We start from the raw sequence: 25,748 nt of genomic DNA, 5'->3' as shown, positions 1-25,748 counted from the left end.
TTTCGCGTTTTAGCGTTTCAGCTTTTCGGAAATCAGCGTTTCAGTTTTCGCGATGATTCCTCCTGGCAGCACTCTCGGCGTCCTTGGTGGCGGCCAACTCGGTCGCATGCTCGCCCACGCGGCGACGCGGATGGGTTACCATTTGCACGTGTATGAGCCGGCGGAGGATTGCCCGGCCGGAGAAGTGGCCACGCGGGAGTTCAACTCACCCTACAAGGATATCGCGCGCCTGCAGGATTTTGCCCGGACTTGTGCGGCGGTGACCTATGAGTTCGAGAACGTGCCGGTGGAGCCGTTGTGGGAAATCGAAAAACTCGTGCCGCTGCGGCCGCACTGGGAAGTGCTGGAAGTCTGCCAGAACCGGATGCGTGAAAAGAAGTGGCTCAAACGCCATGGGTTTCCCCACGTCCCGTTTGCGGAAGTCGAGGCCGGCGGCGACATGGCCAAGGCGATCAAACGCATCGGGATGCCGTGTGTGGTGAAAACCGCGGATTTTGGCTACGACGGCAAGGGTCAGCTCAAAGTGACCTCGGCGGCGGCGGTCGCCACCGCGACCCAAGCGTTCGCCAAACAACGCGCGGTGGTGGAGCGCTTCATCGATTTTAAGTGTGAGCTTTCGGTGATCGTCGCCCGCAACTCGGCGGGGGAGACGCGGACGTTTCCGGTGGTGGAGAATATTCACACGCATCACATCCTCGACTTCACCATCGCTCCGGCACGTGTGAGCGAGTCGGTTACCGCGGCGGCGGCAAAGCTGGCGGTGAACATTGCGGAGGCGTTTGGTCTGGTCGGAATCCTGGCGGTCGAGCTGTTTCTCACGGACGAAGGCGAGCTCCTCGTGAATGAGATGGCGCCTCGCACCCACAACTCCGGCCACTGGACGCTGGATGGCTGCGTGACATCCCAGTTCGAGCAACAGATTCGGGCGGTCGCGGGACTTCCACTGGGCGACACTGCCATGACCGTGCCGGCTGCCATCATGGTTAACATTCTCGGTGATGCCTGGCAGTGGGAGGGCGATTCGCCCGCCGGAGCGCCTGATTGGAACGCTTTGTTGCAGGAGCCTCGAGCGAAGCTGCACCTTTACGGCAAGTCCGAGCCGCGGCGCGGGCGCAAAATGGGGCACTTTACCGTCACCGGCGACCACGTCGACCAGACGTTTGACTTGGCGCGTGATCTCAAGGACGTGCTGCGCGGCGCCACCGATTAGCCCGATTACAGGCGGGCGAGATCTTCCGGGGTATCGATATCGAGCGCCAGTTCGGGGCGTTCCACCAGGCCAAGTTGGTCGGGTGGAAGTGACTTGATCAAACGCCGGGCTCCTTCGTCGCCGGTGAGGTGAGCGAGCGCGCCGAAATGTTTGCGATCGATCAAAGCCGGAGCACCGGGATGTCCACCGTAAGACGCGGCCACCACGGATTTACCGGTTTGGCGGCGGACGGCCCAAAGCGCCTGCAATGCGGGGGAAGACAGCGCAGGCTGATCGCACAATGTGAACAGAACGCTCCCAATTTGGCGCGAAAATTCATTTACCGTGGTCAGCCCGGCGCGCAGCGAGGATGCCACGCCTTCTTCCCAGGCGGGATTGTCAGTCACGAGGACCGGGTATTTGGCCAACAACGGTCGCACCCGATCGGCCGCTCCACCGAGCACGACGACGACGGGCCAAAGGTCAGGCACGGCGAGGGCAGTCTCGACGGTGTGAATGATCAAGGCGCGCCCATCGATGGTCACCAGTTGTTTGGGTTGCCCGAGTCGACGTGAACCGCCTGCAGCCAGGATCACGCACGCGCAAGCGGTGGCTTCAAACGGGGCGGGGCGGGCGGTGGATTCACTCATGGTGAATAGCGGTGGCGCGTTGAAACAGCGGCCGAGCATCGCGGCCATGGATGGTGGCTTGGATTTCGGCCATGATTGATAATGCGACTGCGGCAGCGCCGTCACCCCCCAGGTCCAGCCCCACCGGATTACGAAGTAACTGGCCGGGTGTAACGTCACCAAGACCGGCATCTCTCATCAAGCGTGACCCCCGCTCGCGCGGACCGAGGAGGCCCAAAAAGGGGAGATGCAAGGGCACGAGCGTGCGGAGCAGGGGCAAATCGTAGCGGTAGTGGTGGGTCATGATCACGGCGGCGGTGCGGTCATCCCAAGTGAGTTGCGTCGCCGCCGTTTCCGCCGGCAAGCACTGCACCTGCTGCGCGGCGGGAAAACGGGATGGCTGGGCCATGGCCTGCCTGGGATCGATCACCGATAAATCCCAACCCAGGGTCGCCGCCAACGAAACGAGCGGCTGAGCATCGTCTCCCGCGCCAAAAATAACCAGGTGCCAAGGCGGAGCAACGGTCGTGACGAACGCGTTTGGCGCCGCGTCCCCGAGCGCTGTGAGCGCGCGCGTTCCGCACTTCGAGGCATCGGGTTCGGTCCATATTGTTTCCAGATAACTGACCTGACGTGACAAACCGGTTTTAACTATCAAATTTGGCCAGCTTACGACGCCGTCGATTACTTCGAGTAGGATCTTCACGACGCCGTGACAGCCGGTGCCCACCCCCCAAAGCAGGTCATTTTCGGAGGTGGTGTCATAGGTCACCAGGTCGGTGGAGCGCTTCGACGCCAGCAAGGACCTGCCATGGGCAATGAGGTCGGATTCCAAGCAACCGCCACTGATTGAACCGATTACAGAGCCCCTTGCCGGGATTAGCAGTTGGGCACCGGCTCGCCGGTAAGATGAACCCTCAACTTTTACTAATGTTGCCAAAACGTATCTTGAGCCCGGTTTATGGGCCAGACGGTGGGCTATTTTGAACTGTTCAGACACCGGTTTATATGGTTTGTAAGGTTTGGCATGGCGTTAGCTTCGGCGCACCAGACCAAAAATCACTCATGACCGTTCGTCGCAACGAGAAGCCGTTTTGTCGCAGATTACCCGTGATTAAGCGCGTTTCATCCATCGTTGTGACGTTTCGTTCATGAGTGATGGGGATCAGTTGGCCTCGTGTCAGCTGATCTTAGATCAACTACAACACAACTACACGAACTATGAATATCCGTCCCTTCAAGGGATTCGCGATGCCGCTTGCGCTTATCCTGAGCGCTAGCGTCAGCTCTGTTGCTTTTGCGCAGGCTACCAGCGGATCCTCCGATTCTTCCGCAAATGAAGAAATCGTCCTCGAGCAATTCGAAGTCACGGGCTCCCGCCTTTCCGCCGCTTCGGTGGAAGGTGCTCTCCCCACGATTAGCTTCGATAGCGTCGACATCGCGGCCTCTGGCGCGACCACCCTCGTTGATTACATGCGCGAGCTGCCCTACTCCGGTGGTGGTGGCACGATCGGCAGCAACTACACCAATGGCGGTAACGGCACTTCGCAGATCGCTTTGCGTGGTATCGGTGGTGAGAACACCCTTGTTCTCGTCAATGGCCGTCGCATGACCCCTTCCGGCACGGGCTCGGCGGTTGACCTCAACGCGATTCCTTTCTCGATGGTTGAGCGGATCGAAATCCTCAAAAGCGGCGGTTCCGTGGTATACGGAACGGACGCGGTTGCGGGTGTCATCAACGTTATCCTGAAGAGCAATCCCGATGGCGGCGAAGCTACCATGTATTATGGTAACACGACCGATACGGATGTGGCTCGCAAGCAGGCCAGCTTCAGCGTCGGTGGCAACGGGGACAAATTCCGTTTCTTCCTCGGGGCCAGCTTTGATGAGCAAGCGGGTCTCTATGCTCCCGACCGCGAATACGCGCTCGGCGGTGGTAACTCCACCTATGGCAACCCCGGTCGTTTCTACTTCTGGGGCACCGATTACGACGCGATCAACGCGGCCAACGGCAACCCGGGGGCGACCGACTGGACGCTCAAGCCAGGTGTCACGGTTGCGACTTCGTTGACCGACTTCCAACCGTGGAACAACGCAGCTCCGGAAGATGGTGGTTCTCGTTTTCCTTACGAAAACTTCACCACGATGGTTAACCCGAACAAGCGTTACAATTTCTACGCCAACGGTGCCTACGATATCACGGACAACCTCGAACTCAGCTTCGATGTCAACTATGCGAACACGCACTCCGAGTTCCAGTTGGCTCCTTCGCCCTATTCCTCCTTCCAAGGCATCAACCTGAACAATTATTGGTATAACCAGTTGTTTGGTGCGGCGGCCGAGACGACTCCGGGTAACGAACCCTACAACGTTTATCGTTTCGTGGATTTCGGTCCGCGTATGAATGTGGTCGATCGTGACGTATTCCGTTTGGTTGGTGCGATGACCGGCGAGATCACGGACACGGTGAGCTTCGAGGCCAGCTGGCTTTACTCCGAAGAGTCGACCAGCGACAAGGAGCTGAATGGTATCGATCAAGCCCGACTCGAAGGTAGCTATTCCGGCACCAACACGACGGCTGACTATAATTACTTCACGCGTTCGTTCATCCTCGCTCCCGAACTCGGTGGCGGCGGCATCGACCCGGACGCGCCTTACAACCCCCAAAGCTTGATCGACGAGCTCAAGGTCGATACCAACACCGCGGTCAACAGCAAGACCCAGGTCTTCGACCTCAAGTTGAACGGCACCGAGCTCTTCGAGCTGCCGGCGGGTTATGTCGAAGGCGTCGTCGGTTTCGAGTATCGCAAGCAGGACGTCCTCTCCAAGCCTGACGCGATCAAGCTGTCCGGTTCGGTCGGTTGGAATGCGGCTGACGGTATCACCGAAGGTGGTCGTAAGGTCATGGGTGTTTACGGCGAAACGGCGATTCCGATCACCGACACGCTATCCGGCACGCTGGCTTACCGTTTCGAAGATTATGCGGACGAGTTTGAAGCCAAGGTCGGTTCCGCCGGCCTGCGCTGGCAGGCCATCGAAGACGAGCTGACGCTGCGCGCCAACTTCTCTCAAGGCTTTGTGGCTCCGGCTCTGTTGGACCTCTACAATCCGGGCTTCGAGTCCTTCCCTGAGATCATCGACACCCGTTTTGACGCCAACGACCCGTTGCGCCTCTATCAGGTGTCCGTAAGCTACATCGGCTCACAACGTTCCGGTGAAGCGCTCTCTCCCGAAGAGTCCGACATCTATAGCTTCGGTGCGACCTACTCGCCCAAGGCCATTCCCGGCTTGGAGATCACGGTTGACTGGGCGCTCATCGATCAGTCCAACCTCATCGTTTATTCGGTGCAAGGTGTGGTCGACGCCTGGGTTCGTTCTGGCGGTCCCGGTAATCCCAACGCCGATTTTGCTGACCGTATTGTGCTTCAATCCGATGCTACCGCACCGGACGGGGTCACGATTGATCAGCTGCTGGGCGTGGGCCCGCGCAACGTGGCCTTCCAAAAGACGGAATACGTCGACGTGGAAGCTGCGTATCGCTGGAATACCGATACCGTGGGCGACTTCGTCTTTGGCGCCTCACTCACCAACTACCTGACGCAGGAGCAGCAAACGGCCGTGACTTCCGACACCTACAGCTACCTCGGCACGTTCGATGGTAATGTGGTTTATCCGGAGTTTAAGGGCCGTCTCTCCACCCGCTGGTCCTTGGGATCTTGGGGTGCCGCAGTGAACGCCAACTACATGGGCTCGGCGATCGACGAGACCGGCGGCAAGCCGAAGATCGAGGCCGACTGGATCATCAATGCCAATGTCAGCTATACGCTGCGGGCGCGTGATCAGTTCGAGACCAAGCTCACCATCGGTGGCACGAACCTCCTCGACAACCCGCCCCCCACCACTCCGGGCGCGTTCTCGAACAACTACTCGGAGCGTTCCTACTCCCCGTTGGGCCGCTACCTCTACGTGAAGCTCGAACAACAGTTCTAAGCTTTCCGACGTAGTTTTAGAAATTCCCCGCACCCGCCGTAAATGGCGGGTGCTTTTTTGTGCTTTGACGGAGCCGACTCATCGATGGCGGGCGGCGTTAATTGAATTCATCCGAACATCGATGCCACAATCACGCTGATTATCGCACCCGATCCGAGGCTGATATACTGGGACTTTGGCGAAAATTTTTTCGACTGCGCCCCGAAGTGTGAAACCGGTTGTCGTTCGGCTTGATCCGAGGGTCACGAAGAACGAATCATCCTCCTTCGGCGCTCGACCCGTTATGAGGTGATTTTTGGAGTTTCACCCACCGTCGGGCGGGGTGGACGCCAATGGAATCTCGAACGAATCATGAACTGCCGCCGAGTCCATGGTTCCCATGCCGACCGTGCCGCTGTTGGTGGGAACCTCACCTTTACGGACTTTGATACGCAAATTGGATCCTGTCACCCGGACATATTCGAAATGTTCTCGATCAAATTGACGACGAGCCGAAGATTCTGAAACGCATCCAGTTAAGAAAACTGACGCGAGGACAAGGCATGCCAGAACTCGAATCGGGGCACTTCGCATAATTGCGAGTAAGATGCGTTTGAGGAGGCAAGGCAAGTATCGCTTCTTTCCGGTGGTGAGTTGGGGTGAAGGAGCTGCCAGCAACGATCGTTTGCCCGATCGGAGTGCGTAAATCTTACGGTGATTACCACGCAGACGAAGCGGATCGCTTCCAACCTGTTTGGCGCCGCATTCAGGTGTGAGTTGGCTCGGTTATCGCCCGACGCAATTTCGAAAATGCCTCATGTTAGGTTGTTTAGATTGAATCGGTTAAACCGGTTTATCACAACGAGTTGCGAGGCAACTTCATCCTTGTGCAGTGATAATCGTGGTAGTTACGTGCCGCCAGATTCAGCGGTTCGCCGCCGTTTCTGGACAACTACACAACACAACTACACGAACTATGAACATCCGTCCCTTCAAGGGATTCGCGATGCCGCTTGCGCTCATCTTGGGTGTGACCGGCAGCTCTGTCGCATACGCGCAAAGCACCAGCGGATCCACCGACTCTTCCGAAGAAGAGATCGTCCTCGAAAAGTTCGAGGTCACCGGCTCCCGGATCAAACGCCTCGACGCCGAAACCCCCAGCCCGGTGGTTTCGCTCAATGCAGGCTCCATCGAAGCCATGGGCTTCCCGACCATCGCGGACGCCGTTCGCGCACTCCCGTTTAACAACGGCCAGGCGCTCACCCCGACCGATTCCGGCACCAGCTTCACCCCTGGTGTCAACAGCTTCAATCTCCGTGGCTTGGGCAACAACGGCACGCTCGTGCTCATCAACGGCCGTCGCGCCGTGCCTTACGCTTCGCCTGGTTTCGACGGCTTCCAGACCGTGTTTGACCTCAACTCGATTCCGGACGCCGCCATCGAGTCACTCGACATCCTCAAGGATGGTGGTTCCGCCCTCTACGGTTCTGACGCCGTGGCCGGAGTGGTTAACTTCCGCCTCAAGAAGAACTACGTCGGCGCCGAGGCTTCCCTCCAAGTGGGTAACTTCTTCGACACGGGTGGTCTCATGAAAAAGGCCGCTTTGTCCTTTGGCACCGTGGGCCGCGACACCACCATGTTCACCAGCATCAGCTGGGAGGAAAATGATGCGGTGTTTTCCCGCGATCTGTCCTACTCGGCGGATGCGGATAAAACCGATCTCGCTGCTGGTTACGGTCGCTACGAAGTCAACGACGGCGGTGTCGCCGCTGCCGGCTACGATTCGATCGATGAATACATCGCGGCCGTCGGCCTGACCAACCCGACCGATGACGGTTACTGGGACAATCGCTCCAGCCGCGGATTCCCCGGCGACGTGCTCACGTCGAGCGGTCGCTTCACCTTCGCCTCGCCGACCAACAACCCGGACCCGGCCAACGCTATCGGTGGTCGCAACCTCTACAACTACAACGAGACCAACGGCATGTTCCCGCCCAACCAGCGGTTCAACATCTTCACCACGATCGAGCACGAGATCAACGAGCACCTCCGCGTGTTTGCCGAGCTCTCCTTCAGCCGTTCCGAAGTAGTGGTCTACTCTGCCGCCACGCCGGTTGATATCGAAACGTCGCTCGGTCTCGATCCGGGTGACCCGCTCACCATCCCGGCCTATAATCCCTACAACCCGTGGAACGAGGACATCACCAACGGTCGTCGCCGCATGGTGGAGCTCCCCAACCGCATCAACGATGTCACGTCCGACACGCCGCGTTTCCTCGTGGGCATCGGCGGTGATTTCGAAGCCATGGGCGGTTTCTTTGAAGAGTGGAACTGGGAATCCGGTCTCATGTATTCGAAGAACTCCGTTACGAATATCTCTCGCAACGCGATTCCCGACTACCGCATGCAGCAGGCCCTCAACGGTCTCACGTTGCTCGGTGACGGCTCCCTCACCTGGGATCCGACCACGCCGCAAGCCGATCGTGCTTACTTCAACTGGTTCGGTCTCAACGGACAAAACTTCGTCGATTTCCTCGCCGTCGCCAACCCGAACAGCTCCACCATCGAATACCGTGGCATCGACTTCCGTCTCGACGGTCCGCTGTTGGATCTGCCCGCCGGCCAAGTCGGCTTCGCCCTCGGTGGTGAACACCGGGCCGAAGACTTCGAGGACATTGCCACCGATCTCAACGCCACCGGCAACATCCTGGGCGGCTCCGAGGGCACCAGCTCGTTCGGCAACCGTGACCTGACCGCGTTCTACGCCGAGGCGAACATTCCGCTGCACGAGATGCTCGAGCTCCAACTCGCCGGTCGTTACGAGGAATATTCCGACGACGGCTTCGACAAAAAGGTTCGCCCGAAGGCCGCGATCAAGTTCCGTCCGTTTGAATGGGTGATCTTCCGCGCGTCCTACGCCGAATCCTTCAAGGCGCCGGACTTGGCCTACCTCTACAACTCGGGCACGACCACGTTCTCGAGCAACCAGATCATCGATCCGGTGACGCAGCAGCAGATCGACCAAATTCAGGTCAAGTCGGGTGGTAACCCGAACCTCAAGCCGGAGACCACCGACACCTACTACTTCGGTGTTTCCTTCGAGCCGGAAGGCCGTCTCGAGGGACTCAGCGTTTCGGTCGACTACTTCAACTTCCAGCAGTCGAACCAACTCGCCCAACTCTCCGACTTCTTCGGTTACGCCGAATTCCTCTCCGAAGAGTTCGCGGGCAACCCGACGTTTGCCGGCAAGGTGGCGCGCGATCCTGCGACGAATCAAGTGCTCTTCATCCGCGACGATTACGCGAACATCTCGGAGTCTGAATACAAGGGTTACGACTTCAACATCGCCTACCATTGGGACACCGACACGATGGGCCGCTTCGCCGCTGGCGTCTCCGCGACCTACCTCGACAGCTACACCATCGACGACTCCGAGCAGGTCGGTGGCTACCTGACCCCGAAGTGGAACGGCAACGCCAACCTCGGTTGGACCTACAAGGATTGGAGCACCAGCCTCTTCGCGGTTTACCGTGGCGAGCGCACGCGTTCCCTGTCGTTCGGCAACATCTTCACCGCCGATGACGAGCTCTTCCTCGTTTACGACGTGAAGGCCCAGATCACGCTCAACGCTTCGGTTTCCTACAACGGCTTTGAGAAGACGAAGCTGCTGCTCGGCGTGAACAACGTGCTCAATGAAGATCCGCCCCTCGACGGCTTCGACGCTTCGGGCTCGACCCCGGGTGTGAACGACTTGGCTCCGGCCTTCTGGTATGCCAAGATCACCCGCGAATTTTAATCGCGCGATCTAAGTCAACACATTGGCAATTCCAAGCCGTGCCCCTGACACGGGGCACGGCTTCTTTTTTATCATGACCCCTTACCGCTTCCTTTCGTCGATCCGCCTTTTCGCTTTTCTGTTGCTGGGCATCACGGCCGTCATGGCCGAATCGAGCCCACCCCCGCATGATTTTTCCGCCGGGCTCACCCGCGCGGAGCGCGATGCCATTGGTCTGGCTAGTTTGAGCGAAGCCCAAATCGCCGCCTTGGAAGCGGCGGTGGAACGATACGTGGCGGGTCGCAGCGAGGTCGCGGTGGCGGCCGCGACGGCAGAAGTGCGCAGCGAAGTCTCCGCCGCCAAGGCCGTCTGGGGCGACAGCGGTGAGAACGATAATACCGGATTTCTGGAGCGCGCCAAAGTGCTGCTGCTTCCGGGCACCAAGATTGAATACGCGGCGCTGAGTTCCCGGCTGAAAAACGAGTTTCGCGGTTGGAAACCCGGCACGGAGTTCGTGCTGGAGAACGGTCAAATCTGGCGCGTGACCGAAGGCAAATACTGGTCCCCACAGGAAGATGCCGGGAAAGCCGTCACCATTAATCCGGGAGCGTTTGGCGGATTTTTCATCGCCATTGAGGGAGTGCGTCAAACGCCCAAAGTCATGTTGGTGGAAGGACGACCCTAATCACGGCCGACTTGCCGTCTTCAGTTATAGTTATGTTCAAATCTTTCATCCCCTTTCTCCTGGTTTCGCTGATCGCGGCCACCGCCTTTGCCCAACCGATTCCGGCCAAGCGGTTGGCGCGCAAGCCCGAGTTTACCAACATCCAGCTGTCCCCGAACGGCCAGTCCATTGCTTACCAGCGCATCAATGATGATGACCTGATCAGCCTGGAAGTGCTCGATCTAGCTACGGGAGAAAAGCAGGGTGTCGCTGGCACCGAAAATTACGACGTGGGCGGTTACTCGTGGGTGAACGACACGCAACTCGCGGTCATTCTCACGAAGGATAAAATCTACGGAGTCGGACTGTATGTCTACGATCGCGACACCGGCCGACTCGCCGCCATCACGGAAGGCGGCTTCGGACTGGTGAGCATCCCGCGTGATCGGCGCAATCGGGTGGTCGCCCGCACAGGCGGCGACCAAGGAGTGTTGATCGAATACACCACGAGCGTCGATCGAAAGAACAAGGCCTTTGGCTCCAACTTCGATCCGGTGAAGCAAACCTATCCGCCGCCACCGGCCGGTCGGCTGCGGGCGTATTTCGCCGATGTGACCGGAGAGCCCGTGCTCGCGGCCGTTTTCAAAGACGGGAGCGAACGGGCTTATGTGCTAAACCGGGAGGCGGAGACTTGGTCGGAGTCCGGTCTCGACCTGGAGACGACGCCCATACTCGCGATCGCCGCTGACCGACAGTTGGCGTGGGTGGCGCGTCAAACCGCGGATGGAGGCAGTGAAATCGTGCACTACGACTTGGCGGCCGGCCGTTTTGGGGAAAAGGTGTATCAGGATTCGGACTACGATCTGCGTGGCGCGCGACTCGTGCTCGACCGGACGGGTCGGACGTTGCGGGCCATTGTCTATTCCCGCGTGCGCATGCATGCCGTCTGGTTCGATGACAAGCTGGAGCAAGCGCACGCCCGCATCAGTGAGGCGTTGGCCGGCTACGACATCGTGCTGGTTGATCGTTCGCGGGATGAGCAGCGCGTTATCTTCGCGGCGGTGAGTTCAACCGAACCGGGCCAATACTTCCTCGCCGATCTCGGCACGGGGGCGATCCAGCATATCGCGGCGTCCGCGCCGTGGCTGGAAGGGCAGCCGCTGTCGCCGACCGCTTCATTTAATTACGAGGCGCGCGACGGGCTGCAGTTGCAGGCTTACCTGACGTTGCCCACCGGGCCCAAGGCCCAAAAGCCTTATCCCCTGATGGTGTTGGGCCATGGTGGTCCGTGGGCGCGGGACAACTGGCGGTTCGATCCGGAGGTGCAGTTTCTCGCTTCCCGGGGCTACGCGGTGCTGCAGCCCAACTACCGCGGGTCGACGGGCTTTCGAGCGGCGGTCTCGCTACACGACCGTTTTGAATTTCGTAAGATGCACGATGACGTGACCGATGCCGTTCGCGCCCTGGTTAAGGGGGGTATCGCCGATCCGGATCAATTGGGCATAATGGGGGCCAGCTTCGGCGGCTATCTGGCTATCGCGGGGGCCGCGTGGGAGCCTGATCTCTATCGAGTGGCGATCACCAATGTCGGCGTGTTTGACTGGGACATGCTTATCTCGGATTCCCGCCGGGAGTCCTACACATCCTATCATTGGTTGATGAAGAATATCGGCAATGATCCGGCCAAAGTCGCGGCCTTTTCCCCGCTCAAGCAAGTCGACGATATTCGGATACCGGTCTTCATCGCCCATGGTCGGCAGGACATCCGCGTGGATATCTCTCAATCCGTGCGACTGGAGCGCGCGCTTAAGTCAAACGGCACGCCGCACGAGACTTATTACGAGGGTGATTCCGCCCATGGTTTTGCGGCGGCAGAGGCGCAAGCCGCCTATTTGGAGGCGCTCGATTCTTTCCTGATAAAATACTTTCCGACCAATCGAGCAGAGGTGCCGGTGGGGACGCCCGAGTCGACCGATTAACCCGCTGGCGGCTTCCGCCATCTCGGCTGCCACACGGCTTGATTGGCGGTGCGGTCGAGTGCGAAGAAGTTTATCACGGGTTGGGCTCTGCCCAAGGTCACCCGGCGGCTCCGGGCGGTGGGCTGACGCACCGTTCTCAGCTCAGTTATTCCGTCGGTCAGGTGCACGTCACTGAGGGCAAACTGACCGCTGCCACGCAGCGCAAACCGCACCGGGGTGTCGGGTGAGGGGAGCGGGAGGCTGATCCAATGACGGATGTTCGTCCGCCGGCGGGCGGCCTTGGTGCGAAATTCGATCAGATAGCGTTGGAGCTGATCCGTCCATCGGCCAGCGGCGTCCCGCGTCTGGATCACCACGGCCTGCAAGCAGGGATGGGTGGTGTGCACGATAGCCTGTAGTTGCCATTCTCCTACGAGGTTGGAGGCGGACTGAACCAGAGCCGGGGAGGTGTGCGCGGCGGACCACCACTGTCGCAGGGATTGAGCCCGCTCACGATCACATTCGAGGATGGATTCGTTGGGATTAACTTGATCGTCCGCTCGAGTCGTCCGCCACATGGTTCGCGCGGCATCCTCGGCGGATTTCGTTGCGTCAACAAATTGGTTTATCAGCGCCAGCGAAGCCTTGATGAACGTGGTCAATTCCTGCTGTCGGTTTCGCGCCCGCAGTTTGCGCGCCCGGAATATTCGGTGCGCCGCATCGCGGACAAAGTGATCGCGAATGGCGAGATACTCGCGCCAACGGAGACTGGCGTCGAATGCAGGCGGCCACGACACCGATCGAGTCCGTTGGAAGTATCGCACGTCGGCGGCATAGCGGGATGCGCCGTCACGCCCGTGGACGGTGTCCCAGCGTTGGTTTAATTCCCAACGCGCGTAGCCGGCGAAAGCGCGTTCGTCGCTTCCCAACATCTGCCGTGCTCGTTCGCCCGCCCGCGTCTTACCGCAGGCGCGTTCGAAACCCCGCTTCAGCAAGGTCACTTGGTCGGCTTCATCGTCGTCGAGCCACAGCCCGGCGATGGCGGCGTCGACGACCACCGTGGTTTCCAGAGCGAGGCGATAGGCCTCCCAGCCCGTGACGAGGAAGCCTTCAGCGTGCGTTTTCCGGCATCGTTGCCACCACGCTTGGGCGTTGGCGATGCGCTCGCCGAAAACGGGCATCGGTTCAAAACGAAATGCGCCGTTCATGGGGCAGCCCCAATAGTCGATGCCTTGGGCGCGCAAGGCGGGCACCAGGTTATACTCGCGAAAATTGTGCAGCTCGAAGCGCGGATGACGGGCGAACGCGTGGTAATACCAGTCGTAGGCGATCAGCCCGCGCGGGAGGTGCGCGATGGCATCCGGGAGTAAGACCAACATGTCAGCCCAGATGCCGGTGCGCAGGCCGTGTTCGGCGGCGATGCCGTGCAACGCCGTGACATAGTCGGCGAAATATCGGGCGAGTCCGGTCGCGGCGATGGTGCGGGCACTGTCAGGGTGGCGGCCGAGGTGAAACGATTCGTCCAATCCGACATGCACTTTGCCGGCGGTGCACAGCGGCGCGACATCGGCGATCAAGCGACGGGCGACTTCCAGGGAGCGAGGGTGACTGGGGCAAATTTGCCCGGTCGGCAGCGGACTCCCGTCGGACGCGCGCAGCTCGTTGAGATCCCGATAATCGGGGTGTTTGATCAAATATTGGGTGTGCCCGAGCAGATTGACGATGGGCACGACTTTGATGCCGACCGCGGAGGCCGCGGTCACCAGTTGCTGTAACTGCGCCCACGAGTAGGCGTCGCGCCGGGCGATGCCGGGCAGACTGGGGTAGTCGACGGCATCCTCCAAGTGCAAGTGCAGCTCCTGGTATCCCCAGCGTGAATACCGGGGGAGCTGGGCGAGCAGCCAATCCAGCCGCTCCACCTGGCGGGCGAGGTCCCATTGAAAGGCGCGAATCATGTGGGCAAAAGAAAAGCCGGACCCAGGTCCGGCTTGAAAGCAGAATCGATGAAGCGAGACTCAGCCAATCTTGGCTGCGATGAGTTTCTCGAGTTTCACGATGTCGGCGGCGAAGTTGCGGATGCCTTCGGCGGTTTTTTCAGTCGCCATGGCGTCTTCGTTCAGGGCGTAGCGGAATCCCTTTTCGTCGAAGCTGACCTGCTGGAGATCGGCCTCACCCGAGGTGCTTGGATCGAGCTTGCGGGCCACGGTGCTGTCAGACTCGGCGAGTTCCTTGAGCAGCGCAGGCGCGATGGTGAGTAGATCGCAGCCGGCGAGTTCGAGGATTTCACCCGTGTTGCGGAAGCTGGCGCCCATGACTTCGGTCTTGTAGCCAAACTTTTTGTAGTAGTTGTAGATCTCGGTGACGGAAATCACTCCCGGATCTTCGGCACCGACAAATTCCTTGCCCGTGGCCTTCTTGTGCCAATCGAGGATGCGACCCACAAACGGGGAGATGAGCTGCACCTTGGCCTCGGCACAAGCGACGGCTTGAGCGAAGGAAAACAGCAGGGTGAGATTGCAATGAATCCCTTCTTTTTCGAGTTCCTCGGCGGCTTTGATGCCTTCCCAGGTGGAAGCGATTTTGATCAGCACGCGGTCACGTGAGATGCCGCGTGATTCGTAGAGCTCGATAATGCTGCGACCCCGGGCAATGGTGCCGGCGGTGTCGAAGGACAAGCGGGCGTCCACTTCGCTGGAAACGCGACCCGGGACGATCTTTAAGATCTCCTCGCCGAAAGTGACGAGCAGGCGGTCGATGATGGTGTCCATCGAAGCGTCGGCCCCGGCGTCGGCAATGGCTCGATCAACGAGGGCCTCGTAGGCGGGAAGTCCCGCGGCTTTGAGAATTAGGGAAGGGTTCGTGGTCGCGTCCTGCGGCGTGAAAGCCTTCATGCTTTCGAAGTCGCCGGTGTCGGCGACCACGGTTGTGAACGATTTAAGTTGTTCGAGTTGGGAGGGCATGTCGCACGAACCCTAGCTCATAAAGGCGCGTGCTTCAAATAATCATCCAACCAAATTGATGAGCTTTGTTCATCAGAAAAAGCGCCCTCGAGCTGAGCCTCATAGGCGGCGGCGATAATCGGTGCGAAGGCAGGTCCCGGTTTGAGACCACGTTTCACCAGATCCCGGCCCTGCACCAGCGGAGTTGGAGCGCGATCCTGAACGGCCAATTGTGCGGCGCGTTCGGCGAGACCGGAGATGAGCTTTTCCGTGGCCCTGCCATCGAGTGGCGGACGCCCGAGCGCGTCGGCTCGCATCACCTCCACGAGGTCGGCGATCGAAGCTGGGGCGAGTTTGCGCGCCAATCGTCGGAGCTGGGCGTCGGTCAAGCCATCGGCGCCGCCGTCGATGTGGGCGAGGTGAAACTTCACCAGGGGCAGAATGCCGGGGGCCAGCCGCAGGGGCGCGCCAATCCGAGCGAGAAAGGTTTCCGTAGGGGCGAGGCCCTCGCTGGCATGACGTGGGCTCGTCCAGCGCCACGTTCCGTGTTTTTCGATCCGAACCGTGGTAAGGGGTTTGCCGAAGTCGTGAGCGAGCACGGCGAGTATCAGAATGCGGCGTCGATCCGGCGGGCTGTGGTGCCACGCGGCGGAACCGACGAGTGCGTCAACACAGTGACAGGTGTGGGCAAAAACGTCTCCCTCGGGATGCCACTCCGGCTCTTGGGGCGTATCGATCAGCGCGTCGATTTCGGGGAAAAGAACGGTCCATCCGGTTTCGCGCAGCACGTGTAAACCGCGCGAGGGCGTCGTCGCGTGCAGGCACAATTTATCCCATTCTCCCCAAATACGCTCGAGGGGCAGTTCGCGACCGGATGCGACGATGCCACGACACAATTCGCGGGTTTCCGGGGCGAGTGTGAGGTCGAATCGAGCGGCCAGCTGCATACCGCGCAGCACCCTCAGGGGATCTTCCCCGAACGCCGGACTGGTGTGTCGGAGCACGCGAACCTGGAGGTCGCGCTGGCCGCCGTGCGGGTCGATGAGCTGTGAATCGAAGGGGTCCCAGGCCATCGAGTTAATGGTGAAGTCGCGACGGGCGGCGGCTTCGGCGTCGCTCAAGAGCGGATCGGGCTCGACCTTGAATCCGCGGTGTCCCGTGCCGGTTTTGGATTCACGACGAGGGAGCGAGAAATCGTAAACGGTGCCATTTCGCCGGAGTTTAATGGTGCCAAAGCTGCGGCCCACCACATCGGTGGAGCCGAACGGGCGAAGCACCGCGAGCAAGGTATCGAAATCGGTGCCCCCTACCTCAATGTCGAGGTCGCCGGGCGTGGTGCCGAGTAAGGCGTCCCGCACGCAGCCCCCGACCAGGCGGGGACGGCCGACGCGACGAATCGCCTCAAGCACGGGGGCCAGTGAAGCGGGGAGGGTGATCACGAATTTTCCATTCCGGCAGGCTCGCTCAACGCCGCCTTTACGGCGCAGGCCCATCCGGCGATCAGGGCCAGCCCGCCGAGTGGGGTTACCGGGCCGAGCCACCGCGGACCACCGAGGGCGAGTAAGTAGAGGGAGCCGCTGAAGAGTAGTATGCCCACCAACCAAAACCGACCGGCCCAGCGGGCGGCGGCGAACTCTCGTTCCGGGCGACCAGCGAGGGTCCAGGCAGCGAGGGCATGCACCAAGTGGTAAAGCACGGCCGTGTCCCAAGTCTTCGTCATTTCCGCCGCTCTGAGGGTTTCCTGCAACGCATGAGCCCCAAACGCACCAAAGATAACTCCCAGCAGGGCAGCAGTTGCGGCAATTGGTGAAATATTTTTCATAGTAGTTCTGGATTTGGCGCGAACTTTGCTTAAACGTTACGTCTGCTTCGGACTGTTTTGATTCGTTGGTTTTGGGAAATATCGTCACTCACCCCGGTGCGTTGCGAGACCTGATCCGACGGATCCACGGGATGAAGTTGATCTAAAACTACAGACTATACCTACAAATGAAGAAAACTGCTGCCCTACTGCTGGCCGCCGCCTTGACCGGTGGAAGCCTGAGTGCCCAAGAGGAATCCTCCTATTCCATCTCGTTGGATTTCCCTTTCGTTAGCGACTACGTCTTTCGCGGCATCAAGCTCGCGAGTGACTCCATCCAGCCCTCGATCGAATTCGCTTCCGGCGATTTCTACGCGGGTATGTGGACCAGCCAACCCGTCACGGGCTCCATCGCCAATGAATTCGACTTCTACATCGGTTACGGCGCTGCTCTCAGCGACACGTGGTCGCTGGATTTCGGCGCCACCTATTACTACTACCCGGAAACGCCTTCCGGTGATGAGTCTTTCGAACCCTACGTTGGTCTCTCCGGTGACCTCGGTGGCGGTTTGAGCGCCTCCGGTTACTTCTACTACGACACCGAGCTTGAGACCTCCACCATGCAAGGTGGTCTCGGTTACAGTGCTGAATTGTCGGACTCCTCCACGTTCGACTTGGCCATGGATCTCGGCTTCGTCGTTGCCAGCGGTGGCACCGACTACACCTATTACGGCCTGAGCGGCACGTTCAACTACACGCTGAACGACGTCGCCAGCTCCTACTTCGGTTTGGTCTATGCCGACAGCGATCTCGCGGGTGAAGATTCTCACTTCTACGTGATCACGGGTATCAGCATGGGCTTCTAAGCCCCGCTTTCATCTCGTTTTTTAGTTTTAATCCCGTTCCGGCTGAGAGGCTGGAGCGGGATTTCTTTTCTCCAACCAAAATGCAGGTTGACACGCATTCCGCAAAACTTAGCTATTGGCCCCTTTTCCCATGAAAACATTCCTCGCCAAAAAGGAAACCGTGCAACCCAAGTGGCATATTATCGATGCCGAGGGGCAGGTGCTTGGGCGTATGGCAGTCAAGATCGCCAACGTTCTGCGCGGTCGCCACAAAGCCACTTACACGCCACACGTCGACACCGGCGACTACGTCATCGTTGTTAACGCCGAGAAGATCGTCGTGACCGGCAAGAAGGAAGAGCAGAACAGCTACATGTTCTTCTCCGGCTTCGTCGGCGGCGAAAGCTACCGTTCGTTCTCCGAACAGCGCGTGCGCAATCCGCAATTCATCATCGAGCACGCCGTCAAGGGCATGCTGCCGAAGAATCGTCTCGCCCGTCAGATGTTGACGAAGCTGCGCGTCTTCGCCGGCCCGGAGCATACGCACGAAGCTCAAACTCCGACTCCGCTCCCTCTCTAATCACGTCCCATGACTGCTGAACCTGCTACCATCTTTATCGCCACCGGCCGTCGCAAGACCGCGACCGCCCGCGTGCGCATCACCACTGGCACCGGCAAACTCGTCGCCAATGGTCGTGAGTTTGAGGCTTATTTCTCCCACGAGAATTTCGCCAAACTGGCTTCCGCTCCGCTCACCACGGCCGAGCTGAAGGACCAAATCGACGTCACCGTCAACGTCACCGGCGGCGGTGTGACCGGCCAAGCCGGCGCGGTTGCCCACGGTATCGCTCGTGCGCTTGAGAAGATGGATGCAGAACTGCGTTCGCCCCTCAAGAAGGCCGGCCACCTCAAGCGTGACCCGCGTCAGAAAGAGCGTAAGAAAGCGGGTCAACCGGGTGCTCGTAAGCGCTTCCAGTTCTCCAAGCGCTAATCGCCCTTCGAACCTTTTCAAAAAGCCGTCCCACGTTGGGGCGGCTTTTTTGTGCGTTGGCGCGGGCGGTCGACGGCCGACGGAGGCGCGCGCCCGCATCGATGGCGCGGCCGATGCGGCTTAACCGAGATTCCGCAGTTTGATTTTACAGAACGCAACGAAGAGCACGAAGCTGGAACGAGTTGCAGGCGATTATGGGCATCAATTCATTCACCCGTAGGGTGAGTTGGATGCCATGCAGTTTACTCGATTTAACTCACGTTATTACAAAGCTTTGTTAACTTTGTTACCTTCTGTGAACTGCGTTAATTGGGTTTAACTGCGGTAGTCCGCGTTCTCCGTTACGTATTCGTGGGTGAGGTCGCCGCCGATCACGACGGCTGCGTCGTTGCCCAAGCCAAGTTCGATCCCGATTTCCACGCAGCGTTCGTGCGGTGGAAAATCGATCGGCGGCACGAACGCTCCCTCGGCCGTGGGCTGACTGACATAGAGCTCGGCCTGTTGCAGATGTTGGGTGAGGGCGATCTCTTTGGTGGGGTCGAGTTTGAACACCCCCTCGGCGAAGATTTCGATGCCGCCGATCGTCAGCCGCATGGCCGAAGTATCGATCGGGGAGGGCAAATTGCCCAAGTAGCGGCCAATGGCCTGCACCAATCGACCCACATTGGGGTCGTTGCCCGCGACTGCACATTTGAATAACGGCGCATTGACAACGGCTTTGCCGATTTGGGTCGCCAGTCTGGCATCGGGAGCACCGGTGGTCGCGACGCGAATGACGTGCCGCACGCCTTCACCGTTGCGCACGACATCTTCGGCGAGGTCGCGACAAATTTGGTGCAAGGCTGATTCAAACTCAGCGGGGGCCACATCGGTGATTTTGCCGCTCGAAACGAGGGCGACCGTATCCGAGGTGCTGGTGTCACTATCGATGCTGATCCGGTTAAAACTCTCGTCGACGGCCCGCTTCAGCATGGCGCGCAGCTCGGCGCGAGGCACGGCGATATCGGTGAGGATGTAGACCAGCATGGTCGCCAGGTTGGGCTCGATCATACCGGCTCCCTTGGCGATCCCCACGAGGCGGCCTGCGCCGAGGGCGCGGGAACGGATCTTGGGATAGAGGTCGGTCGTCACGATACCTTCGGCCGCCGGGAGAATGGAGTCGGCCTGCAGCGCAGCGGCGGCGTCGGGTAGCGCTGCAATCATCGCATCGGCGGGAAGCGACCAGCCGATCACGCCCGTGGAACTCGGCAGGATTTGAGCGCTACGCAGATTCAAGGCGGTGGCGGCGGCGGCGCACACCCGTTCGGCGGTCGCGGTGCCGCCGGGGGCGCACACGTTGGATATCTTGTTGTTGATGACAATGGCTCCGAGCGTCGGCTCGTCCAAGCGTTGGCGGCCCACCACGATCGGGGCGCCGGGAAATGCATTGCGGGTGAACACCGCTGCGAAATCCGGGGTGGGTGCATCGAGCGCGATGAGCGTGAGCGTCATTTTGGCCGGCTTCGGGGCCTCGATGGGCGTAAATGCGAACCGATGGGTGCCGACGCGAAAACCGCGGGGCAGGGTCGCCTGGTTTGACAGCCAGCTGCGATGTTGCTCGCGATCGTTGAAGGTCAATTGAGTGCTGGGCACGGGCGACAAGTGGCGATGGGAAGCGTCGGTGTTAAGCCGATTCTGCCGCCGGATGCAGAAGTGACCTCAGAATTGAATCGAAAACCGACCACCCGCCGCCATAACCGCAGGCTCGTTTGGTCGTTAAAGTCCGGCGCCGCTGCTGGCGCGGGAGTGCGCGGGAAAACGAAATGTCTGACATGAACGTCGAAGAAATCACTGCCAAAGCCAAGGTGCTGCTCGAAGCCCTGCCGTATATTCAAAACTTCCGCGGAGCGACGTTTGTCGTGAAGTATGGCGGCAGTTTTATGGACGACCCGGATCCCACGGTGCGTAGTCGGGTGGCCTACGACATCGCCTTCTTCGCCGCCTGCGGCATCAACACGGTGGTCGTGCACGGTGGCGGCAAAGCCATCACTCGCGCGATGGAAGAGTCGGGGTTGCAGGCGAAATTTATCAACGGCATGCGGGTCACCGATGCGGAGACGGTCAACATCGTGCGCCGCACCCTCAATGGCGTCGTCAATTCCGACGTGTGCACGGCGATCACCGAAGCGCGGGGCAAACCCAAGGGCATCGCGGGCGACGAAGTGCTGTTGTGCCGCAAATTGGACCGGGACGACGAGGGCAATCCGATCGATCTGGGGTTCGTGGGCGAAGTGACCGAAGTGAAGGCGAAGCTGATCAAGAAAGTCATCGCGGATGGACTGATCCCGGTGATCTCGCCGGTCGCGCTCGACCACGATGGTCAGCCACACAATGTGAACGCGGACATGGCGGCGGGTCGCGTAGCCAGCGCGTTGCGGGCGCGCCGTCTTGTTTACATGAGCGATGTGCCGGGGTTGATGCGTGATCCCTCCGCCCCGGAGACCTTGATCTCCACGCTTAAGATTTCCGAAATCGATGCGCTGCGCGAAGCGGGCATCATCAGCAAGGGCATGCGACCCAAGGTGGGGGGCGCGATGCGGGCGCTGCAGGACGGCGTGCACCGGGTTCACTTCATCGACGGTCGGCTGCCGCATTCGTTGCTGTTGGAGATCTTCACCGACAAAGGCATCGGCACCGAAATCGTGCACGGTTGAATCCCACCGGGGATTGTCCGTAACTCTCGCGACGCTGCTCGTCCCCTTTCTGCCATGAGTTCTGAAATCGTTCGCCCCCATACTGCCGACCTCTACGACGCCCACGTATTGAAAAACTACGGACGCGCGCCGCTGACGCTGGTGCGCGGGCGTGGTTCTTATGTTTGGGACGATGACGGTCGCAAATTCCTGGATTTCACGTCCGGCATCGCGGTGAGCGCGTTGGGCCATTGCCACCCGCATTGGGTGGAGTCCGTGCGGCATCAGGCCGGCGAGCTCATTCACGCGAGCAATCTTTTTCGCAATCCGCTGCAAGGGGAATTGGCTCGGCGGCTCGTGCAACGGGCGGGGCCGGGGCGCGTGTTTTTCTGCAACAGTGGCGCCGAGGCCAACGAAGGTTTGCTCAAGCTGGCGCGTTTGCACGGCATGCGCAAAGCCGGGGGCGAGGAAGGCAAATGCTACAAGGTCATCTGCGCCGAGAACGCGTTTCACGGTCGCACCTTCGGCGGCATGAGTGCCACGCCGCAGGAGAAAATCCAAGGCGGGTTTCGTCCGCTGGTGCCGGGGTTTGCGTTTGGTAAACTCAACGATCTGCAGAGTTTTACCGACCTGATCGATGACCAAACGGCGGCGATTTTCATTGAAACCATTCAAGGCGAAGGCGGCGTGAATGCCGCGACGCCGGAATTTTTGCGTGGTCTGCGCGCGCTGTGTTCGCAGCACAACGTGTTACTCATGCTCGACGAGGTGCAATGCGGCGTGGGGCGCACCGGAAAGTTCTTTGCCTTCGAGCATGCGGACGTGCGTCCCGATGCGATCGGCATGGCCAAAGGCCTGGGCGGCGGCTTCCCGATCGGCGCGATCTGGATCGGCGAGACATCCGCCGAATTGTTCAAACCGGGCTCCCATGGCACCACGTTTGGCGGCACGCCGTTGGCGTGTGCGGCGGCGCTGGCCGTGCTCGATATTTTGGAGCGGGAAGACCTGCTGGCTCATGTGACCAAGGCGAGTGTGGCGTGGCACGCCGAACTCACCGCTTTGGCCGCGGCGTTCCCGGTCCACATCAAAGGTGTTCGCGGCCAGGGTTTCATGATCGGAATTCAAATGACCGAGGATGCGCCCGGTTGGGTCACGGCCTTGCGTGAAGCCGGATTGCTCGTGCCGATGGCGGGCGGCAATGTAGTGCGGCTGCTGCCACCGCTGAATGCATCGACGGCGGAACTGAATGAAGCCGTGGCTCTGCTCACCAAGGTGCTGCAGGCGCGATCGGCCTGACGCTTGACTGCGTTCGGAGAAGTCACGCTGGCGTGAAGGGCAGGTGACCATCCGGTAAAGCGGGGGTTTTCACTGGCCCCGTCCGCCCGAATTTGGCAATTTTGACCTTTTCCCCCCATGAAGCACTTCCTCAAAGAAACCGATCTGCAGTCCCATGAAGTGGCTGAGGTGTTCGCCTTGGCCCGAGAATTCAAAGCCAAGCGCGGTCGGCATGTGCCGCCGGTTTTGGCGCAGCAGACGTGGGCGATGATTTTTTCCAAGTCGAGCACCCGCACCCGTGTTTCGTTTGAAGTCGGCATCCATGAGCTCGGGGGGAATCCGCTGTTTCTCAATCGCAACGATATCCAGCTGGACCGGGGCGAATCGATCGAGGACACCGCCAAGGTTTTGTCGCGGTTCGTGCATGGCTTGATCGTGCGCACCCATGATCACAGCGATGTCGAACGACTGGCAGCGGCGGGTTCGGTGCCGGTGATCAATGCCCTGACCGACTTTCTCCATCCCTGCCAAATCTACACCGATGCTTTCACCATGGCGGAACGTTGGGCGGAGCGCGGCGGCGATTTGTTGGCTTCGCTAAAGGGACGCAAAATTGCGTTTCTCGGCGACACCGCCTGCAACATGCCCAATTCATGGATTTTGGGCGCGGGCATGTTTGGCATGCAGATCGCGCTCGCCGGACCGGCGGAGTTCGAGCCCACGGCGGAGATCAAAGCACTCGCGACCGCCGAAGGTTTCGACGATGTTTACACGTTTACAACCGACCCGTTCGAGGCGGTGAAAGATGCCGATGTGGTCTACACCGACGTGTGGGTCAGCATGGGCAAGGAAGAGGAAACCAAGGCCCGTCTCGCTCAGATGGCCCCCTATCAAGTCACGGAGGAACTCTTCGCGTCGGCCAAACCGGACGCGCTATTCATGCACTGTCTGCCGGCGCACGCCGGGGAGGAAGTCTCTCAAGGCGTGCTCGATAACGAGCGCTGCATCATCTTTGACCAAGCGGAGAACCGTCTGCACACGCAAAAAGCGATCATGGCGGTGCTCGCCCAACAACCTCGCGGCTAGTCCGCACCGCGAAGCGGGGGAGGCGAGGAGTCTCTGGTCCGATTAAACGTTACACTTCCTCTTCCACCACGGGCGGGAATTCGATGATGAAGATGAATCCGTCGGCGCGCGTGCGGAAAGTTCCCGTCCCGAGATTGCCGTCGTCGATGCGTTTATCCACCATTTCCATGGTCGTGATATTGGCCGTCGGTTGATGGACCGAAATTCCCGCGGCGGCGCCAAATTTATCCACGTCCCAGTCCCATGATCCCCCCAACGGTGTGGCACCGTTCCAGAGATCCAATTTGAGGTAACCATCGATCTCTGCCGGCAAGGTGCCTTCCGCGTCGGGTGGCCAGATTCCCTCCGTGGCCGCGTAGGTGTTGAAGGCGTCGCTGGCGATGCGGAGATCGTTCACGAAGGCGACGGCACGCGAAGTTTCCTTCATTCGCGTAAAAGCAGGAATCGCCATCGCGGCCAGCAATCCGATGATCAACACCGCGATCATGATCTCGATCACGGTGAACGCGCGTAAACCTGATCTGTCGGGGAATTGTGATTTCGTGGACCTCAAAAATTAGGGTATTTCACCTATCAGTAGCTTATTTCTCTCGTTTGCCAATCACCGAACAGCGCGAATCGCTGAAATTTCAACCCGAGCCAACATCCTGACGGGTTTTGCTTTGCGAGTGTAGTGCCTCGCTCTACAACGTCCGTTCCTTTCCCTATGAAAATTGTCCTCGCATACTCGGGTGGCCTCGACACGTCGGTCGTCGTCAAATGGCTCAAAGAAACCTACGGAGCTGAAATTATCACCTACGCGGCCGATGTCGGCCAAGAGGAAGAGCTCAAAGGGCTCAGTGCCAAGGCGCGCAAGACCGGTGCCTCGAAGCACTACACGCTCAACCTCGTGGAGGAGTTTGCCCGCGATTACATTTACCCGATGATTCGGGCCAACACGATCTACGAGGGGCAGTATTACCTCGGCACGTCGATCGCGCGGCCCCTCATCGCGAAGGCTCAGGTCGAGATCGCGCGCAAAGAAGGCGCCGACACGGTGGCCCACGGTGCCACCGGCAAGGGCAATGATCAGTGTCGTTTCGAGCTGACCTACATGGCGTTGGCGCCGGATCTCACGATCATGGCTCCCTGGAAGATGGACAACTACCGCGCCGAATTCCCCGGTCGCGCCGAGATGATCGCCTACTGCAAGAAGCACAAGATTCCCGTCGAAGCATCGGCCAAGAAGCCTTATTCGATGGACCGTAATCTTCTGCATATCTCCTACGAAGCCGGCATCTTGGAGGATCCCTGGTTCGACCCGACCACCGAAGAAAACAAGGGCATGTTCAAGTTGTCCGTTGCGCCGGAGGACGCCCCGGACAAACCGGAATACGTCGAACTCGATTTTGAAAAAGGCGACTGCGTCCGCGTAAACGGCAAGAAGCTCACGCCGGGCAAGGTGTTGAAGACGCTGAATGCACTGGGCGGCAAGCACGGGGTGGGTCGCGTCGACATCGTGGAAAATCGCTTCGTCGGCATGAAATCGCGTGGCGTCTACGAGACTCCGGGCGGCACGATCTTGATGCACGGTCACCGTCAGGTGGAAGCGCTCACCATGGACCGCGATGTCATGCACCTGCGTGACGAGTTGATGCCGAAATATGCCAAATTGATTTACAATGGCTTCTGGTTCGCTCCGGAGCGCGAGGCCCTGCAGGCGTTCATCGACGAGAGTCAGAAATTCGTGACCGGCACGGTGCGGCTCAAACTCTACAAGGGGAACGTCACCACCTGCGGCACCAAGTCGAAGTATTCCCTCTACGACGAGAACATCGCGTCGATGGAAGGCGTGCAAAGCTGGTATAACCAAAATGACGCCACGGGTTTCATCCGTCTCAACGGCCTCCGACTGCGCGCCCGCTACATGGGCCAGGGCGGTCCCAAACAGTAGTCCGGTGGGAAACGTTCACGTG

At 59.7% G+C, this 25,748-nt stretch carries 20 protein-coding genes; 12 read left to right on the top strand and 8 right to left on the bottom strand.

Annotated features, from left to right (window positions below):
* The first annotated feature begins 52 nt into the window (after window positions 1–52).
* Window positions 53–1,210 carry a 5-(carboxyamino)imidazole ribonucleotide synthase gene (locus PXH66_RS16405; RefSeq protein ID WP_330930627.1) on the top strand — a complete coding sequence of 386 codons (1,158 nt, stop codon included), beginning with the start codon at window positions 53–55 and terminating at the stop codon, window positions 1,208–1,210.
* A gap of 5 nt (window positions 1,211–1,215) precedes the next feature.
* Here the strand turns inward: PXH66_RS16405 and PXH66_RS16400 are convergent, their stop codons facing one another.
* Window positions 1,216–1,839, bottom strand: coding sequence for a nucleotidyltransferase family protein (locus tag PXH66_RS16400; RefSeq protein WP_330930626.1), 624 nt, complete (start codon window positions 1,837–1,839; stop codon window positions 1,216–1,218).
* A complete protein-coding gene (locus PXH66_RS16395; RefSeq protein ID WP_330930625.1) occupies window positions 1,832–2,818 on the bottom strand; it encodes an XdhC family protein in 987 nt (328 codons plus the stop codon). The genes PXH66_RS16400 and PXH66_RS16395 overlap by 8 nt, the downstream gene beginning before the upstream one ends.
* A 221-nt stretch (window positions 2,819–3,039) precedes the next feature.
* Between PXH66_RS16395 and PXH66_RS16390 the strand changes: the two genes are divergently transcribed.
* From PXH66_RS16390 to PXH66_RS16375, 4 genes are all read left to right on the top strand, one after another.
* Window positions 3,040–5,808, top strand: a complete 2,769-nt coding sequence (locus PXH66_RS16390; protein ID WP_330930624.1) for a TonB-dependent receptor plug domain-containing protein — start codon at window positions 3,040–3,042, stop codon at window positions 5,806–5,808.
* 955 nt (window positions 5,809–6,763) lie between these two features.
* Entirely contained in the window at window positions 6,764–9,583 is a 2,820-nt protein-coding gene (locus tag PXH66_RS16385; RefSeq protein WP_330930623.1) for a TonB-dependent receptor plug domain-containing protein, read from the top strand.
* Between the two features lie 73 nt (window positions 9,584–9,656).
* The gene (locus tag PXH66_RS16380; protein WP_330930622.1) at window positions 9,657–10,247 is read left to right on the top strand and encodes a hypothetical protein; all 591 of its coding nucleotides are present in this window, start codon (window positions 9,657–9,659) and stop codon (window positions 10,245–10,247) included.
* 32 nt (window positions 10,248–10,279) lie between these two features.
* Window positions 10,280–12,205, top strand: coding sequence for an alpha/beta hydrolase family protein (locus PXH66_RS16375; protein WP_330930621.1), 1,926 nt, complete (start codon window positions 10,280–10,282; stop codon window positions 12,203–12,205).
* Here the strand turns inward: PXH66_RS16375 and PXH66_RS16370 are convergent.
* Genes PXH66_RS16370 through PXH66_RS16355 form a run of 4 tightly spaced genes read right to left on the bottom strand, consistent with a single transcriptional unit; the run spans window position 12,202 to window position 16,945 of the window.
* Window positions 12,202–14,139: a family 20 glycosylhydrolase gene (locus PXH66_RS16370; protein ID WP_330930620.1), complete on the bottom strand. Its 1,938-nt coding sequence runs from the start codon at window positions 14,137–14,139 to the stop codon at window positions 12,202–12,204. The two genes, PXH66_RS16375 and PXH66_RS16370, sit on opposite strands and share 4 nt — an antisense overlap.
* 60 nt (window positions 14,140–14,199) lie before the next feature.
* On the bottom strand, window positions 14,200–15,144 hold the full coding sequence (gene tal, locus PXH66_RS16365; RefSeq protein WP_330930619.1) for a transaldolase: 945 nt from the start codon (window positions 15,142–15,144) through the stop codon (window positions 14,200–14,202).
* Between the two features lie 17 nt (window positions 15,145–15,161).
* Entirely contained in the window at window positions 15,162–16,562 is a 1,401-nt protein-coding gene (locus tag PXH66_RS16360; protein ID WP_330930618.1) for a CCA tRNA nucleotidyltransferase, read from the bottom strand.
* The gene (locus PXH66_RS16355; protein WP_330930617.1) at window positions 16,559–16,945 is read right to left on the bottom strand and encodes a DUF423 domain-containing protein; all 387 of its coding nucleotides are present in this window, start codon (window positions 16,943–16,945) and stop codon (window positions 16,559–16,561) included. Before PXH66_RS16355 ends, PXH66_RS16360 begins: the two co-directional genes overlap by 4 nt.
* A 167-nt stretch (window positions 16,946–17,112) precedes the next feature.
* Between PXH66_RS16355 and PXH66_RS16350 the strand changes: the two genes are divergently transcribed.
* The 3 genes from PXH66_RS16350 to rpsI all read left to right on the top strand — a co-directional run bounded on the left by PXH66_RS16350 (window position 17,113) and on the right by rpsI (window position 18,760).
* Window positions 17,113–17,790 (top strand): TorF family putative porin, encoded by a 678-nt coding sequence (locus tag PXH66_RS16350; protein WP_330930616.1) that lies wholly within the window; start codon window positions 17,113–17,115, stop codon window positions 17,788–17,790.
* A 130-nt stretch (window positions 17,791–17,920) separates the two neighbouring features.
* Window positions 17,921–18,349, top strand: coding sequence for a 50S ribosomal protein L13 (gene rplM / locus PXH66_RS16345; protein ID WP_330930615.1), 429 nt, complete (start codon window positions 17,921–17,923; stop codon window positions 18,347–18,349).
* A 9-nt stretch (window positions 18,350–18,358) separates the two neighbouring features.
* Window positions 18,359–18,760: a 30S ribosomal protein S9 gene (gene rpsI, locus PXH66_RS16340; RefSeq protein WP_330930614.1), complete on the top strand. Its 402-nt coding sequence runs from the start codon at window positions 18,359–18,361 to the stop codon at window positions 18,758–18,760.
* Window positions 18,761–19,075: 315 nt separating this feature from the next.
* Here the strand turns inward: rpsI and PXH66_RS16335 are convergent, their stop codons facing one another.
* On the bottom strand, window positions 19,076–20,392 hold the full coding sequence (locus tag PXH66_RS16335; RefSeq protein WP_330930613.1) for a bifunctional ornithine acetyltransferase/N-acetylglutamate synthase: 1,317 nt from the start codon (window positions 20,390–20,392) through the stop codon (window positions 19,076–19,078).
* Between the two features lie 179 nt (window positions 20,393–20,571).
* On the opposite strand from PXH66_RS16335, the gene argB reads away from it, so the two are divergent.
* The 3 genes from argB (at window position 20,572) to argF (ending at window position 23,793) form a co-directional block, all read left to right on the top strand.
* On the top strand, window positions 20,572–21,453 hold the full coding sequence (argB, locus tag PXH66_RS16330; protein ID WP_330930612.1) for an acetylglutamate kinase: 882 nt from the start codon (window positions 20,572–20,574) through the stop codon (window positions 21,451–21,453).
* A 54-nt stretch (window positions 21,454–21,507) separates the two neighbouring features.
* Entirely contained in the window at window positions 21,508–22,728 is a 1,221-nt protein-coding gene (locus tag PXH66_RS16325) for an aspartate aminotransferase family protein (protein ID WP_330930611.1), read from the top strand.
* 117 nt (window positions 22,729–22,845) lie between these two features.
* Window positions 22,846–23,793 carry an ornithine carbamoyltransferase gene (argF, locus tag PXH66_RS16320; RefSeq protein ID WP_330930610.1) on the top strand — a complete coding sequence of 316 codons (948 nt, stop codon included), beginning with the start codon at window positions 22,846–22,848 and terminating at the stop codon, window positions 23,791–23,793.
* A gap of 49 nt (window positions 23,794–23,842) precedes the next feature.
* Here the strand turns inward: argF and PXH66_RS16315 are convergent, their stop codons facing one another.
* On the bottom strand, window positions 23,843–24,292 hold the full coding sequence (locus tag PXH66_RS16315; RefSeq protein ID WP_345784007.1) for a type II secretion system protein: 450 nt from the start codon (window positions 24,290–24,292) through the stop codon (window positions 23,843–23,845).
* A 207-nt stretch (window positions 24,293–24,499) separates the two neighbouring features.
* On the opposite strand from PXH66_RS16315, the gene PXH66_RS16310 reads away from it, so the two are divergent.
* The gene (locus PXH66_RS16310; protein ID WP_330930608.1) at window positions 24,500–25,726 is read left to right on the top strand and encodes an argininosuccinate synthase; all 1,227 of its coding nucleotides are present in this window, start codon (window positions 24,500–24,502) and stop codon (window positions 25,724–25,726) included.
* Window positions 25,727–25,748 lie beyond the last annotated feature (22 nt).

Source organism: Synoicihabitans lomoniglobus (assembly GCF_029023725.1).
GTDB classification, from domain to species: Bacteria; Verrucomicrobiota; Verrucomicrobiia; order Opitutales; family Opitutaceae; genus Actomonas; species Actomonas lomonigloba.
The sequence above is the reverse complement of the archived record's forward strand: the minus strand, read 5'-3'. Positions and strand labels throughout refer to the sequence as shown.

What these genes read in the sequence shown, in the direction of transcription:
- PXH66_RS16405 (WP_330930627.1), top strand. Translation starts at nt 53, where the DNA reads ATGATTCCTCCTGGCAGCACTCTCGGCGTCCTTGGTGGCGGCCAACTC.
- PXH66_RS16400 (WP_330930626.1), bottom strand. Translation starts at nt 1,839, where the DNA reads ATGAGTGAATCCACCGCCCGCCCCGCCCCGTTTGAAGCCACCGCTTGC.
- PXH66_RS16390 (WP_330930624.1), top strand. Translation starts at nt 3,040, where the DNA reads ATGAATATCCGTCCCTTCAAGGGATTCGCGATGCCGCTTGCGCTTATC.
- PXH66_RS16385 (WP_330930623.1), top strand. Translation starts at nt 6,764, where the DNA reads ATGAACATCCGTCCCTTCAAGGGATTCGCGATGCCGCTTGCGCTCATC.
- PXH66_RS16380 (WP_330930622.1), top strand. Translation starts at nt 9,657, where the DNA reads ATGACCCCTTACCGCTTCCTTTCGTCGATCCGCCTTTTCGCTTTTCTG.
- PXH66_RS16375 (WP_330930621.1), top strand. Translation starts at nt 10,280, where the DNA reads ATGTTCAAATCTTTCATCCCCTTTCTCCTGGTTTCGCTGATCGCGGCC.
- PXH66_RS16370 (WP_330930620.1), bottom strand. Translation starts at nt 14,139, where the DNA reads ATGATTCGCGCCTTTCAATGGGACCTCGCCCGCCAGGTGGAGCGGCTG.
- tal (WP_330930619.1), bottom strand. Translation starts at nt 15,144, where the DNA reads ATGCCCTCCCAACTCGAACAACTTAAATCGTTCACAACCGTGGTCGCC.
- PXH66_RS16355 (WP_330930617.1), bottom strand. Translation starts at nt 16,945, where the DNA reads ATGAAAAATATTTCACCAATTGCCGCAACTGCTGCCCTGCTGGGAGTT.
- PXH66_RS16350 (WP_330930616.1), top strand. Translation starts at nt 17,113, where the DNA reads ATGAAGAAAACTGCTGCCCTACTGCTGGCCGCCGCCTTGACCGGTGGA.
- rplM (WP_330930615.1), top strand. Translation starts at nt 17,921, where the DNA reads ATGAAAACATTCCTCGCCAAAAAGGAAACCGTGCAACCCAAGTGGCAT.
- rpsI (WP_330930614.1), top strand. Translation starts at nt 18,359, where the DNA reads ATGACTGCTGAACCTGCTACCATCTTTATCGCCACCGGCCGTCGCAAG.
- argB (WP_330930612.1), top strand. Translation starts at nt 20,572, where the DNA reads ATGAACGTCGAAGAAATCACTGCCAAAGCCAAGGTGCTGCTCGAAGCC.
- PXH66_RS16325 (WP_330930611.1), top strand. Translation starts at nt 21,508, where the DNA reads ATGAGTTCTGAAATCGTTCGCCCCCATACTGCCGACCTCTACGACGCC.
- argF (WP_330930610.1), top strand. Translation starts at nt 22,846, where the DNA reads ATGAAGCACTTCCTCAAAGAAACCGATCTGCAGTCCCATGAAGTGGCT.
- PXH66_RS16310 (WP_330930608.1), top strand. Translation starts at nt 24,500, where the DNA reads ATGAAAATTGTCCTCGCATACTCGGGTGGCCTCGACACGTCGGTCGTC.